We start from the raw sequence: 15,183 nt of genomic DNA on the forward strand, positions 1-15,183 counted from the left end.
TCACCATCCTAATTAATATTCCAACAGCCGTTTTCGAAAGATGCGGCAATAGATGACCAACCTGAGGTGTTCATGTAGAGTAACTCCAATTCGTCATCATGTGGTGCGCATTTGGCAATCATTTGGGCTTTTAAGCTATCAATGCCATGGGAAAGTAAGGGGTCGATATTAGTTGCAATAGCACCATTTCGTGTGTCGTTAAAATAATTAATGAGAGGCAAAGAAATAGGCGTTGTCAACCGATCACCAGAAACGGTTAGGTAAAGGCGATAGCGCTTGGTAGTGCTAAAATCATTGATTTCTTGGTGCTCAATTTTGATTTTATTTTTGTTTATTGTTTCATACACAATTTGCACGCTTTGCTCAATGCCGGAATCTCGCTTCATGGTAATGGGGATACTTTTATCTTTTGAAGTTGACCCCATGAAAATCATAAACAATGCGTCATGGATCAATGAATTATCTCGCCCAACAGATTTTTCTCCGCTGCGTAATTTTAGAAATCGTGGGTACCAAGGAGAGAAGATATCTTCTTCTAATGATATTTGCGACTGGGGATTTGTGTCTATGTTTTGCATGATATAGGCGCGGCGGACTGCGGATTGCCATTTTTTATCAAAAGCAGAGCGTGAACCTTCGGTTTCCAAAATGGATTTTATTCTTTGGGGGAAAATCGAGAAATCTCGATTGATAAATAACTGCTCGTTTGCATGTAAACGCTTTTCGTCATATCGAGCGCGTAGGACGCTAGAAATGCCTTCGATATGCGCAGAATTCAGGTTTTGCACAGAGCCTGCATAGCCGAAAAATACGTTGAAAAACAGATGTTGAAACAGGAAGTGGGATGAGTCTTTAATTTCATGGCAAGATATTCCGCCTGTCAATGAATAGCTTAAATGCGCTACAATTTGGCGAATAGTCAATTTGCGATCATGCTCTTGCTCCCAAATGTAATGCTTTTCAATGAAGCTAATTGTACGATCAAAATTTTCCTTTATGAGAGAGCGATTGATGGCAATGGGGCAATAGGATGCTTTTTCACAGAAAGCGCACTTTTCCCAACAAGATTCATCGAGTACGCGCTCCATGAAGGGACGGATGAAGGAGGCGTTATCGATGGTAGCTACATTGATTACAGCGATAGGGATATCATCATATAATTGAATGCTGCCTTGGTTTTCGTCGATAGCAGTTACCAGTTGAATTTGTGCTGTTTTTGAAAAATGATTGGAAAATGTGCTTAGGAGTGGGCCAGTATTGGCAACAAGAAAAACGCTTTTGCCATCTGCGGGATAACCTTTGTATGTTGCCATTAAACGGTCACGTGCAGAGGCGTTGTCATCGCTGAAATCTTTGATATACGTGCAAGGTTTGTTGTTGGGCATAGTGATTTCATCGATGCTAGCCATTTTTTTGTCGTTCAAAAGGTGCCATTGCTCTAGCACTTGCAGAAGAAGCCCTGTTTTACCATCACCGGCATGCCCTGTAAGGATAAAGATGAAGGGTTGGGAGGACAATAGAAGGCTGGCAATGTATTGCCCAACTTCACGGTCAATGCGTGTTTTCTGGAAAAAAGGATTTTTTTGATTTTCTTCTGTAAATGCATTTCGGTTATCTGCACTAACATTATGGAGGGTGTTTAAATACTGAATAAACGCTTGGTTATGCATAGGCCCACATCCCATCTTAAGAATTATGATATTCGTGCGTTTAAAGGAGATATTTGCAAGAAAATGATTATGCGTTTTCTTCGATATAGTCCAAAGTTTTGCTCAGTGTAGCAAAATCTGATTCATTGGTAAAATAACTGATGCTAAAACGGATTGTTCCTGCGGGGGAAGTGCCTAGGAATTGATGCGCACGAGGCGCACAGTGTAGCCCAGTGCGGACAGCAATATCATGTGTGCTGAGTACGTTGCCGATGTTATCAGGTGAGTAATTATCGAAACAGCAAGATATAACGCCAGTTTGGTATCCCTGGGAGAGGATAGGCTTGAAGGAAGGGTGTTGCTTAAGGATTTGCAATAGCATTCTTTTGTTGCGCTCCTCTTGTTCAGCTATGGCGGAGATGCCAATTTCATTAATCCACACCAGAGAGGCGTGCAATCCAGCGATTGCCATGATATTGGGACTGCCGGCTTCGAAACGTTCTGGAGCGGAAGATGGCATGTCCAAATTTGCGGAATCGACACCTGTACCACCATATAGGAACGGGTTTATCATAGAGGGTGTATTTGTGATAAAACCGGCGATACCTAGAGGGCCATAGAGGGTTTTGTGTCCTGCGAAAATGATAAAATCAGCACAACTTTCTTGTAGATTTATATCGATTAAACCTGCGGTTTGAGCCATGTCGGCAATTGTAATTGCTGCGTATTTTTTCGCTGAGGGAAAAATTTCGGATAGTGGAGCAACAACACCACAAACGTTGCTGGCATGAGACACAACAACCACGCTAGGGGGTGTTGTTGCAAATTGTTCTTGGATTTTAGGAATATTATAGGTTAAGGAATCTTTGTCAACAGAAAGCTCTAAGATTTGAAAATGATGGAGCTTTTCAAGATAGTGCAATGTGCGCAGTACAGCGTTATGCTCGAATGGGGAAATGTATACGCACATATCTGCCGCCCAATCGATACCGCGTAAAACGCAATTCATGCTCTCTGTAGCAGAAGATTGAAATACAACGGTTGCTGTTGGGGCGTGGAAAAGATTAGCTAATAGCCGTCTTGTTTCGGATTGCAATTTGGCCGCCTTGCTAGCAAGGCTATATTGTCCGCGACCCACGTTTACGCCACATGTGCGATAAAATGAATCCATTGCCTGATAAACAGGTTCTGGTTTGGGAAAGGTTGTAGCTGCATTATCAAAATAGGCGTATGGCATTTGATTATCGCTTTCTTTCATGATGGCTCCTTTCAGCATAGGCGTTCAATGATTTCTATTAAAATTTGTCGTTTTTCCTCTGGAGAAACTGACTGACCAGCTTCGTCTAGAGCAGAAATGAGTTCGTTTTGTAAAAGAGTTGCCATTTTACTGCATTCCACTTTGTTGAAAGAACGTAAATTGTGCACGTTGTTTGCAAAACGAATTTCATATTGTGAAGATGAAGTATCGGGAGATTGGTGGGCGGATGTACAGTCATATTCGTATATTTCTGCCTTCGCTTTTTCGATCATAGTAGCAAATTTCCGTATGGTTGCTTCACTCCAATCGTCAATGCGAAGCCCAGTGGTTGCGCGAGCAATTTTTTCAATAAAGCTTATACTATCGCTGTCGTTTTCCAAAATAACAGGCATGATTTTTCCGTAGATGCCGTCAAATGTGTGGCATTTTGTGCGATCGCTTAAGCTATCAATAAAGTCTTGAACTGCGGAAGTTAAGGAAGTTCCTGCTGTCATGGTGTCAGCAAAAAGTTCTGTTAAATCATCAAGAATTTTTTCTAGGAGACAGGGTTTTATTTCATCCATTTGATGTTTTACGAGGCTGATTGCAATTGCGGTGTCTTCACTAGCCTCGTTAAAACTAAAAATGGTGGGAAGTTGTTCAAATAAAAATTTGCGTGCATTGGGGGCAGGCTGTTGTAATGCTTGCATGAATTGGCGTTGTTCTGTGCTGATGGGGGTAGGATCTTCAGCGCCCACATAGCGGTTTTTTAGGTTTTTTGTAATTTGAGGGAGCGATATATACCAATGCTGCATGGCACGCATAAGATAGGAGAATGAATGATAATCCTTTTCACTTTCTAAAATATGATCTTGGAAGGCATCTTCTAGCTTTTCAACATAAGCTATTTTATTGGTGTCCCAAGAAGAGAAGGAAGCTGTGAAAGCAGAAGGATTGTCATTGATGCTTTGAAGAATAGGGGCGCTCAATTCAAATTCGGTATCATTTGTTTTGACAATGAGCGTGTTTTTGTATTGATGAGCCACTAAGGAAATGAAGATAGGAATGACGCCTCGCTTCAGGCCGATGTGTTTTTCGGGCGCAATCAACTGGTGATATAATTGTTCAAAGTTGAGTTCTTGAAGGTGCGCTTGTTGGAAGAATTCGTCAATTATATCGAGTACGTGTTGAATGTTTGCATTTGGGGTGTTTCGGGTGATGATTGAGGGAGCTGAATCTAGATTTGCAATAAGTCCATTAGCAAGTAATAAGCTACGGACAAAGGATACCTCTTGCCCGGAACCTGCTAGACCTAGTTGAGGTTCTAATTGTTTGGACAATAAAGCGTGCAAAACTTTGAAGCGGCTTTTGTTTGAAGCGGTGGTCAACAAATTTTGGTTGATGGTTTCATTTTTGATGACAGGAGTGTGCGTGAAGATTTGTGTGCAAATATCAGATAAGCAATTTGAAAGCTGAGCTTTACGAGAAATAGCTTGCTTTTGACCCATGGCATAAAATGCAGAGCATTTATTTTCTGGCTTTTGATAAGAGTCGATGAATGCAGAAATAAGTTCGTTCAAATCATCCAGATATATATCGAGTTCGGCTAAAAGAGTTTCATCTCCTTGAGCCTGTTCATATAGTTCGCTGATAACGCGATACTCTAAGACGGCTTCGTTGATGTCGGGCGTTGATTTGGGGAGAATGAATACCATGCGGTTGTTTTCTGCAGAGATGTCCATGAGTTGCTGTTGAATTATATCGATATCTGAAGTTGGTTGCAACAAGATGCCAAATACGATTCCATCTGCATCAAAAGAAGATAGCATCTGCTGGAGAGCGGGTATATCAGAGAGAGATGCTGCATTTAAAAATTGAAATTTAAAATAACGAGTAATAGCCATTTCGCCATTGTATTGAGTAGGGAAAAGGTAATTATCGGCGACAATTTCATTTAGAGCAGAAATCAGTTCAAAATCATTTTTTTGGCGATTGGCATCATCTTTGATTTTGTGGTATATATCGTGGTTAGCGCCACTTTTAAGCTGCAAAAAGTGATTGCTGCGTTTTCTATATACAACGTGCTTTTGCTCTTGTAGAGTTGTCAATGCGGCTAATACAATAGAAACCTCTCCGGTGACAAGGCCAAACAAGGATGTGATTACATCTATAGTGGGTGCGAGTTTTTCACTTTGGTTAATCATATAAATTAGCGACAGTGTTTTGATAATACTGCTGTGCAAAGGATTATCATCTACTTTTCGCAAAATGGCGTCCGTTAATTTCCAAAGAGATTTAATATCGCTTGTATACGGCTCCTTGCGGAAAAGAGGTTCGAAATAATCATATAGATAATCAGGGGTGATTAAGAGGAAATCATCATTTGCGTTATTCGTTCGGATAAATGTTGGCAATGTTGAACGCCCAGTGTCGGATAAAAAAGTAAATAAAGTGCGCTCATTTTGTGCCAATGTCATTAAGATAAGCCTGGGTGCTACAAGAAAAACACCCAGAACCTTTTAAAAAAAGCTTGACAATTACAAAAAAATGTGCGGTCGCCTTCATTGACCAAAGTCAATGAAGGCGACCCTTGTTATTGAGCATAACGCTGATAACAAAGGAGATGCACACATGACATTCACAACAAAAAACATAAAAAGAACACTAAAAAAATCCATAAAAGCCCTTTCGCAAAACGCTGTAAAATATGCTGAAAATCCAGAAAAAGACTTCACCCGAAATAGGAAGTTACCATTTGAAAAAGTAATTGAAACAACCTTATCTCTCACAGGAAAAACACTATATGGGGAATTATCCGAACAATTCGGCATACATTCATCCTCACCTACAGTATCCGCTTTTGTGCAACAACGAAACAAAATCAAATCAACTGCCTTCGAGGATTTATTCCACCAATTTGTTGCCGAAACAAACCAACCCATCACCCACCGTGGCTACCGCCTTTTGGCTGTGGATGGCTCTAGTTTGCACGTTCCCACCAACCCAAAGGAAGTGGATTCTTACCATCAAAAGGCCAATGACTCCAAGCCTTTTAACCTTTTGCACCTCAACGCCATGTACGATATTTTGCGCAAAACCTACGTGGATGCAACGGTTGAAAAGGGTGAAAACAAGGCCTTTGCCACCATGGTGGCACGTAATCAATCAAAAGTACCCACCATTTACATTGCTGATAGAGGCTACGAATCGTACAATAATTTCGCTCATGTGCAAGAAAGAGGGCAAAAATTCCTTGTCAGAGTGAAGGATTCTGCTTCACGCAACGGTATTTGTCACGGATTATCTTTGCCTGTTGGTGAGGAGTTTGACGTTTCACTGACGCTACACATTTCACGCAAGCAAACAGCGCAAGCCAAAAATCAAAACCTGAAATTTATCGCCCATAGTTCACCATTTGATTTTTTACCCTGCAAAACAAAGAAAAATGAAAAAATCGAGCCATATCCGTTACATATTCGCCTCGTTTGCTTTAAACTTTCTGAAAATTCTTACGAAACGGTTGCCACAAATTTGGATAAAAGTGAATTTGATTCTGCTGCCCTCAAGGATTTGTACGCCAAGCGATGGGGTATCGAAACGTCCTTCCGCTCTTTGAAATTCACCGTCGGATTGCTGTATTTTCACAGCAAAAAGACGAAGCTTCTTCTTCAAGAAATCTTCGCCAAGTTGATTATATACAATTTTACACAGTTGATAACCTCGTGCATTGCTGTAAAAAAAGTTACCAGAAAGCGGGTTTATCAAATAAATTTCGCTGTTGCCACTCAAATTTGTCGTAAATTCTTTGGGAAGAATGTACCCGTCGCCGAAGTTGAAGCCTGCATCGCAAAAAACCTAACACCCATGCGAAATTTGCCCTCAAACCCACGCAAGCGACGCAACACGAACCCCAGAACCGACACCTCTTTTTTCTATCGCTTGGCGTAATGCCACGTTATAAGGACAAGCAAGCAGATTGAAAAATCTGCTTGCTTGTCCTGCGCATTTTTAGATTCCGATGATTTTTTATTAGCTGTTCTTGCGTTTCAATAGCTTAACTTAATGACATTGCATTTTGTGCAACAAGTTCTGAAAGGCGAGGGAGGATATATGCAGTAACTGGGTGCAATGGGTAGCATCCGTGAGCTATTGTCTGAAATTGCGGTTCATTTAAATCGCTAAACAGGCTTGCGGACTTATAGGTGGCCATATATGACTCGAAATAATCAGGGTGTTCGATAATGAAGTTAGGATATGCAGCGGTTTTTTCAATAACGGCAGCCATAACTTCGTATACTTGTGTGAAATTATTGCGTAATTCATAGTGGGAAAACCGTTCAGAAACACCTTTCCAACCATCTACTTTGGCCTTGGGTAGTTTATCTATATAATTTGAAATGTCCTTGTGAGAGATGAGCAGCAGATGCATTTGCTTGTTTTTACTACGAGCGCATTTTTCTGCAAAATCTTGGAGCATTTTGATATCATTTAGTGGTGCTTTTTGAATGCTTGACTCCAGATATTTGCTGAATTCATCATAGACGACAAACAGCCCATCATACCCGTGAGCACAAATGGCATCGGTAACTTTTTCGTAGAGTTCAATTACGCCAAATCCAAGGAATGGGTTGAATTCACTGCCAGATGTCAGTTTGGGGTGGAGTTGCTCAAATTGTTCGTAGGCATTTAAGTCAAATGCATCAAGGCGGTCGATAAAGGATGAAATAGACTCATCGATAGATGCCTCAAATAGGTTATATGTCTGTGGGAATTCATCTTTCCATCTGAAAATGGTGTTTTTAGCCGCTAGGAAATGCGTTTCTGGCATAATATCGCCTAAGTCAACTGAAAGCAATGCTTGTTGAATAGCCCCCAAGAATGACTGAGATAGACTTGCACTGCTGCCTTGGATTACAACTGGTAAGAGGCGCTTGTTTGAATGGATGTATTCGTTTGCATACTGATACAAATCCTCTTTGTATCGACACATATCATCAAGCAGTGCCTGGAAGATGTCAGGGTTGCGATGCTCTAGCAGTGCTAACAGTGTTAAAACAATATGGGACTTCCCGCGACCATAGGCACCAATGAGGATATTGGCACGAGCGGTTGCGGAGTCATGGGTGCTTAGGAGGATGTTTTCCATGACTTCCAGAGCGGAAGCTGTAGGAATAAAGTCTTTGACTTTTGTCTCATTATGCAGGTCATAGGCGATATTAACAGAGGTTTGAAATCCCTGACGCACTTTTATATAGTCGTTTAATGGCATGATTGAGTGCCTTTCTTTATGTAGTTTGATTTATGTGATGGCCAAACTTTCATAATATGCAGTAACACACTCCAGAAAAGACATTTCTGTGTTAATATGAATTACGTCTAGACCAGCGGTGCGCGTAATAGAGATGTGCTCTAAACGAGCGATTTGATATAAAATGTCCACTAGATTCGCCATATCCAAATTGAATGTTTTGCCGATGTTCTTTTCACTATTGAGTAGATGGGCAATGTTAATTTCTTTTGCGCCATCTGCTTGCTTGATGATAACAGCCAACGCAATCATAGGATCTAGTGTGTTCTTAGCAGGGGATTTTTTGCGATAAATACGTTCTTTGGCGTTTGCAACATCAATGAGACCGAGGTCTCCAAATGGACAATCGATATTGTTTTCGGGATGAATATGAGCGGGATTGGTTTTTTTACGAGAGAGATAGGTGCTGAGGATACAATCGAAATCGCCTTCCAAGGAACTTGTCGCAACAGTTGTCTCGAATTTCATCTGCACATATTTCCCCAGCGCTTGGACATAATCGTCCTTGTTGAATTCGTGTAAATTGAATTGGTTGAAGAAATAATACCATGCGGTGGCTTTATCATCATTGGAAGCTAAGTTATAATGCAATAGCCATAGTGTGCCAGTTTCTTCGATATATCGGTCATATTTCCAAATGATGTTGGCCAAATCTGTAAAACGGTGCTCTCTAGCGCCGTGATTGGGTTCTGTAGTTAATCCGACTGCGATTAGCCAATAGCGCAATGCTTTTACCATGCTTGAACCTATTCCAAGGACGTCCATGGCGCGTTCTGTTTTGTCGGAAAATAGATTTGGTTTTGCATCTACATTGCGAAGACCTTTGTGTAGCCAATTTTTTCGTATAAAAAACGATTCGTGGGCTCTAAACTTCATTTTCTTATTCCTTTGTTTTGAGATACTTATTCATGAGACATCCGCCATCTAAATATTTTGCAGTTACACACATTTTGCATTGTTTGCATTTGTCTGGATTGATTCTATATGAGTTGGCGGTGATGGATATAGCGCCGTGGGCACATAGAGATTCGCATTTTAAGCATTTGCGGCATGCATTAAATTTTCGGATTTGATATTTAACCATGCGGTGCAATTTGTCGGGATCTTTTACGGTTAGTGTTTTTATTTTTACGGCATATTCATAATCTGCTTGAGAAAATGGCTGGATAGACAATATGGGCATGCGAGAGCGCTTGTCAAGGATGATGGTTTCGTTAATGAGTTTGCGGCCCATCTCTTTAGAAATTAGGCCAAATGGGATAAACATGTTGATAAACTCATCGTTGACGGCTTGATTCAATTGATATATTTTTGCGTTTTCTTCTGCCGTGCAATTGGTTGAGGTTATTTTCACATCTTTTGAAGAGGCAACTCCGTTGCCCCCTTGCCTTGCTTTCCATTTTCCGCTATCCACATATACTTCGGCATCTGGCTTTCCGATGGATTTAGAAAAGTCAATTAGAAATTGCCGCCAAAGCTCACTTTGTTCTGACATGTAAATGCGAGAAAGGAATTGTGCGCGGGCATTATTGTTAGGACAACACCAACACCCGACGCGGTCATATCCTAAACGATATGCATCATTGAAATCAACATTACGTCCAAGTAAATAGAGCCAAATGTCAATGTCCTTCCAAAAAAAGATGGGAGAGGCAACGGTTTGTTTTTGAATCTTTACAGATTCGGCATTATCTTCTATGCGGTTGTATTTGCTGCGAGAAACGGATTCGCATTTTCGAATCCCGTAGAAAGTTAAAATCTTTTCTTGGAGGAAACGGTTGTTTAGAATGCGTGTAATAGGACCAGTCTTAAACATAGAGCAACACCAGCGCATCATGCGTGCTGGGGGACCAATGTCTTTGCAAACTTCGTAGAAGTTTTGGTCTTTATTGATGGCGTTTTTGAAAGGTGTATACGGATATTCATTATGAAATCGTGCAGCATATTGGATAGTTAGTGGGAATTCCAAAGTTGTATTTCCGAAGATATGTAGAATTCCTGGATCACTTAAAGCACGAATGACAAGATCGGCAGTAACCGTAGAGTCTTTGCCCCCAGAAAAAGAAACTACCAAGTTTTCACGAGGGAAAGATTCAGCAGATTGCTTAACAAAAGAGAAAGCTTCATCTTCAATGAAGGAAAGGCGGAGTTGGTTGGCTGCAATAAATGTTTGCACATGTTGATGGAACTTTTGATATTGTATGCCGTCACGATAAGCAATAAGTGCTTTTTCAAATGCAATAACATCAGAGGTGCCGGTATTAGGAATAATCCCGAGTGATTGCAGTTTGCTTGCAATGGCAGTAGCGTCACAATTAGAGAATCGGGAGACGGGAACTGAAAAAGATTTGCCATCAACATAATAGCGATTATCAGACGCCCATACAGATTTGTCATCAAAGATGGCTGGTTTTCCAATAATGTGGGCAATTAGCGCTTGTTCTTCTGGAAAGACCGGGCGAATATCGGAAGACATGTAGGTTGTAGTGTGGGCGCATAAAGGGCAAGTATGGGTGGCTTGCGTTGTAGTGTATTGAATGATTGGGGTAGAGCAATGATGACACCAATGAATTTCAGTTGGAATATCATCTTCGGTTTTGGTACCACATATATGACAAGTGTCCGCAGTGGTTTCTATATTACAAATTTTACACCACATTGTGGTCACCTACTTTCTATAAGGAGATTATGCAGAAATAACACTTCTATTTTATCACAATATTGGGGAATAAACAAGGAAATGTGACAAATGTCAATGTCTTTTGCTATATTTCAATTTAGCGTTTGGCGCAGTTAACTTTTTGGCTAAGCACACTTTTGTATTGAACAGTTAGCGAGAATATAGATGGTTGCACGCCCCTTTATCATTGGGAACAATGAAAGTGTATGCATGAGTAAAGTGAAGGTAGTGGTGTGCTGGGTTTGGCTAAAAAACCATAATAAAAAAGTTTGTGGGCACTGTATTTTCTTGATTATATCAACTTGAGATGTGTTTGTCAGTATAATTATAAGGATTTAACTGGGCTCCTATCAAGCTGGTCGTTTTATATACCACCTTTTTCTTGGTTTCCTATTGTCAAAAGATGAAAGTAGTTGTAAAATAATAGTAGATAGTAAAAATTTGGGAGGTGCAGTTATGGGGAAATCAATTTTAGCACACGCGGTGTTACCTGAAATGGAAGCGATGTTGCAAATCATGTTTGAAAAAGTGGATTTAGAGCATCTTGAGTTGGTAGATCGCACATTAGCCTGGAACTTAGCCCAAGGTGGTGATAAAGAGAGTATTCAATTACAAATTAATGAATATAACGCTTATGTAAGCGAAGTAGAGAATAACGTGAAATTTGTTGAATGCATGAAGTGCATGGGTGGGTGTATTAAGAAAAGTGATGCGATTGAACACTTGGGAGAAGATTTCACCACATTTTTGTTTGGTTTGAAGGCATATTCATTTAGAACCCAGATGTCTGTCGATGGTGAATGGTTTGTTCTGTTGGGCGCTTCTGTTGATTGCCATGCAGAGGTAGACGGTGTGCAGATTGCTTTTTCTATTGGTGGGAGCGATTGTAGCTATCCGTTGAAAAGTGGAGACAATACTTGCTGGTTCCTCTGGGATTGGTCATGGGATTTACGTGATTTTACAGCGTATCTGTATCAAATTTTTGAAGAGGTATCCTTGCTGCCTGAAGGTGTAGATGAAAATGGTGATGATCTTTATGATTATGGGCATTACGATTGTTACAGTCAGGCTAGAGAGGTGATGACTGCTCCAAATGAGAATCTCTTAGAATGTATGGAAAAGTTAGAAGATGCGGGTTATTTAACAAAGTATTCGTTGGAATGCCCACAAGCCCAAGGGTGGTTTAAATGTCTAGGTAGACAGGATGGTAGTCTAGGTTTTGCGATGCTGCATGAAGGTTTTATTGAGAATGCAGCATTGGTTGAAAAGCTACGCTTGTTGTTGGCAAGATAGACTCACTCACCCAACGCACCCAGCAACCGCTCCCGATATCCATCTACCACCGCAGCTGGTCCCACAATCTCCATTTTGCCGCCGAAGGTGAAAACCCAGGCGTAGAAGGTGGGGCTGGCGGAGATGGTGGCGCTTAGGAGGAAATGGGTGTCGTCTTGGGGGTGGGTTTCGCAGTCCACGCCGAAGTGGTCGATGACGGCGGTCATCAAGCTATTTTCGCACCGCAAGGTCACGTCGTAGGTCTGTGCATCGTACATTTGGAAAATCTGGTTGCGATATTCTTGGGGCTGATAGTCCTTGGGTTGTGGCTTGGCAACCTCTTTTCTAGGCTCCAAATTGGTGATGCGATCCATGCGAAACGTAGCGATTTTGCCGTGACTTTCCGAATATCCAATGAGATAATAGCGGTCGCCATTCCACATCAAATCATACGGAGAAACCACATAAACTTGCCCGTCGTGCTTTAAAACACGCTCTTTTTGTGCCGTATATTCGAAATATTGAAAAGCCACACTGCGACCCTTGGCAATCATGGTACGCAACCAGTCCATCATGTAATAAATGGATTGGTTGTTGTCATATTTGGCGGTAGTGGGTTTGATGGACTGGGTCAATTCCGCCCCTTGATGACAGCTTGCTTGGGCGGTCAGCTTCTTGATGAGCTGTGATTTTTTCCTTGGCGCAATGAATTGTGTGGCCTGCACAGCGTCGATGAGCAGCATCAACTCGGGCAACTCAAAGGTGCGCGCGCCGATGAAATACTGGTTTTGCTGGCGCTTGTTACAGACGATGTCATAGCCTGCGGATTGGAGGGCAAGAATGTCGTCCGCTACGGTTTTTCGCCCCACTTTGATGCCGTCTTTCAACAGCACATCTTGCATTTGCCGAATGGTGATGGGGTGGTCTTCGTCGCTTTGCTCCCAAAGGAGTTGGAAAATAGTCAGCATTCGATTTTTCAATTGTTCAGGCATAACGCCACCTCGCTTTTCCAGAATTTGTTATACCCATTGTAGCACCGTTAGAGCCGATTGGCAAGGTGATTTGTTAGGTAGGTGATATCTAAATCGCCCACCTAGAGGCTACTGTGGAGAAATTGGCTCAAATCTGCTGACATTGTGGATAGAAGGTGCTATGATGAAGCCAATCTAAGAGGAAAGAAGGGGTTTTATGCCGTTTATTCTTGCGGTTTTTGTCGGCTTTGTGGTGAGCTTTTTCGGGAAGAATAAGTATTGAGTATGGGGACCGATGTCCAAATTGGACATCGTGTTTGGTGCCAAATTGGGCGTGAAGTGAATAAGATGAAATCCTCCCAATCACGACTGCTGTGATTGGGAGGATTTTTTGTGATGGGAGCGATTGAGCTGATGTAGCAATGCAATCAAGTGGGCGAAATTATTTTTGCGCTAAATGTTGCAAAATATTGTAATTTTACAGGGTTGTGTGGTATACTCAAAGGAGAAAAAATGCGCTAAAAAACGAAGGGGGACCGATTATGAATGAAATCAAATGCCCAAAGTGTGGGGAAGCGTTTGCGGTTGACGAGTCGGGGTACATTGCCATTGTGGGGCAGGTGCGAGATGCGGAGTTTCAAAAGGAATTGTCCCAGCGTGAAGCGTTTTTAAAGGCGGAAAAAGACAGCGAATTGAAGCTAGCAGAGGCCAATGCCAAGGCGGCGCTTGAAAAAACCCGCTCCGAAACCAGCCAAGAAGTGGAACAGTTGAAGGCGAAAATCCAGTCGGCAGAACTGGATAAACAGCTGGCGTTGCAACAAGAAGAAGTCAAGGCCATCGCAGAATTGGCGGAGAAATCTGCCATGATTGGCAAGTTGCAAGAAGAGTTATTGTCCAGTCAAAAATCTCTGAAAGCGGAAAAAGATAACGAATTAAAGCTGGCAGAGGCCAATGCCAAGACAGAATTGGAAAAAGCCTTGTCCCAGTCTCGTCAGGAAATTGAACAGCTGAAGGCCAAGGTGCAATCGGCAGAAACCGAAAAAATGATGGCCTTGCAAACGGAAGAATTGAAGAAAGCGGAAGCACTGTCCCAAAAGGAAATGGCCATCGCCAAGCTGCAAGCAGAGATGGATTCCTCCAAAACCACGGCAGAATTGGCGCTGAAAAACACCAAGGAAACCTATGAGTCTCAACTGCGCCAAAAAGACGAAACCATCGACTATTATAAAGATTTGAAAACCAAAATGTCCACTAAAATGTTGGGCGAAACCTTGGAGCAGCACTGCGAAATCGAGTTCAATCGCCTCCGTGCCGCAGGGTTCCAAAAGTCCTATTTTGAAAAGGATAACGACGCCAAAACAGGGAGCAAGGGCGACTATATTTTCCGAGAATCCACAGAGGCTGGCGTGGAGTACATCTCCATTATGTTTGAAATGAAAAACGAAATGGACACCACGGCCACCAAGAAAAAGAACGAAGATTTCTTCAAAGAATTGGACAAAGATCGGACCGAAAAAGGATGTGAATATGCCATTTTGGTCTCTTGTTTGGAAGCGGACAACGAGCTGTACAACAACGGCATCGTGGATGTGTCTTACAAATATCCCAAAATGTATGTGGTGCGCCCCCAATTTTTCATCCCCATCATCACCTTGCTTCGCAATGCGGCGCTGAATTCTGTGGGCTATCAAGAGCAGTTGGCGGAAATCCGCAACCAAAACATTGACATCTCCAATTTCGAGAAAGATATGATGGAATTTAAGGATAAATTCAACTATAACTATGATTTAGCCAGTAGAAAGTTCCAAACTGCCATCAGTGAAATTGATAAAACCATCGACCATTTGATTAAAACCAAGGAAGCGTTGCTGTCTTCTGAAAATAACCTGCGCCTAGCCAACAACAAGGCGCAAGATTTGAGCATCAAAAAATTGACCAAGCATAACCCCACCATGGCGCAAAAGTTCGAAGAGCTGGATGCTGGTGAGTGAGGGCTGTAAAAGTAGATAAGAAGATGACAACCCCCTGCCGATGTCCAACTTGGACATCGGCAGGGGTTATGTGTT

The 15,183-nt window shown here is 41.8% G+C and carries 10 protein-coding genes; 3 read left to right on the forward strand and 7 right to left on the reverse strand.

What is annotated here, in order from left to right:
* Positions 1–8: 8 nt before the first annotated feature.
* From RFF05_RS12700 to RFF05_RS12710, 3 genes are all read right to left on the reverse strand, one after another.
* On the reverse strand, positions 9–1,670 hold the full coding sequence (locus RFF05_RS12700) for a hypothetical protein (RefSeq protein WP_409967438.1): 1,662 nt from the start codon (positions 1,668–1,670) through the stop codon (positions 9–11).
* A 67-nt stretch (positions 1,671–1,737) separates the two neighbouring features.
* Entirely contained in the window at positions 1,738–2,907 is a 1,170-nt protein-coding gene (locus tag RFF05_RS12705) for an aminotransferase class V-fold PLP-dependent enzyme (RefSeq protein ID WP_409967439.1), read from the reverse strand.
* Between the two features lie 11 nt (positions 2,908–2,918).
* Entirely contained in the window at positions 2,919–5,363 is a 2,445-nt protein-coding gene (locus RFF05_RS12710) for a hypothetical protein (protein WP_409967440.1), read from the reverse strand.
* A 100-nt stretch (positions 5,364–5,463) separates the two neighbouring features.
* Here RFF05_RS12710 and RFF05_RS12715 point away from each other — a divergent pair, with 100 nt between their 5' ends.
* Complete coding sequence (locus RFF05_RS12715) at positions 5,464–6,834, forward strand: IS4 family transposase (protein WP_409966964.1); 1,371 nt, start codon at positions 5,464–5,466, stop codon at positions 6,832–6,834.
* Between the two features lie 106 nt (positions 6,835–6,940).
* Here the strand turns inward: RFF05_RS12715 and RFF05_RS12720 are convergent, their stop codons facing one another.
* The 3 genes from RFF05_RS12720 to RFF05_RS12730 are packed head-to-tail and all read right to left on the reverse strand — an operon-like array spanning position 6,941 to position 10,670.
* Positions 6,941–8,155: a hypothetical protein gene (locus RFF05_RS12720; RefSeq protein ID WP_409967441.1), complete on the reverse strand. Its 1,215-nt coding sequence runs from the start codon at positions 8,153–8,155 to the stop codon at positions 6,941–6,943.
* A gap of 30 nt (positions 8,156–8,185) precedes the next feature.
* Positions 8,186–9,070: a DUF4007 family protein gene (locus tag RFF05_RS12725; RefSeq protein ID WP_409967442.1), complete on the reverse strand. Its 885-nt coding sequence runs from the start codon at positions 9,068–9,070 to the stop codon at positions 8,186–8,188.
* Positions 9,071–9,074: 4 nt separating this feature from the next.
* Positions 9,075–10,670, reverse strand: a complete 1,596-nt coding sequence (locus tag RFF05_RS12730) for a phosphoadenosine phosphosulfate reductase family protein (RefSeq protein WP_409967443.1) — start codon at positions 10,668–10,670, stop codon at positions 9,075–9,077.
* A gap of 660 nt (positions 10,671–11,330) precedes the next feature.
* Here RFF05_RS12730 and RFF05_RS12735 point away from each other — a divergent pair.
* On the forward strand, positions 11,331–12,167 hold the full coding sequence (locus RFF05_RS12735) for a hypothetical protein (RefSeq protein WP_409967444.1): 837 nt from the start codon (positions 11,331–11,333) through the stop codon (positions 12,165–12,167).
* 2 nt (positions 12,168–12,169) lie between these two features.
* Here the strand turns inward: RFF05_RS12735 and RFF05_RS12740 are convergent, their stop codons facing one another.
* Positions 12,170–13,114 carry a helix-turn-helix transcriptional regulator gene (locus tag RFF05_RS12740; RefSeq protein WP_409967445.1) on the reverse strand — a complete coding sequence of 315 codons (945 nt, stop codon included), beginning with the start codon at positions 13,112–13,114 and terminating at the stop codon, positions 12,170–12,172.
* Between the two features lie 545 nt (positions 13,115–13,659).
* Between RFF05_RS12740 and RFF05_RS12745 the strand changes: the two genes are divergently transcribed.
* Entirely contained in the window at positions 13,660–15,108 is a 1,449-nt protein-coding gene (locus RFF05_RS12745) for a DUF2130 domain-containing protein (protein WP_409967446.1), read from the forward strand.
* The last annotated feature ends 75 nt before the right edge of the window (positions 15,109–15,183 follow it).

Origin of the sequence: Bengtsoniella intestinalis, assembly GCF_039719005.1 — a bacterium.
Taxonomy (GTDB): Bacteria; Bacillota; Clostridia; order Oscillospirales; family Oscillospiraceae; genus Oscillibacter; species Oscillibacter intestinalis.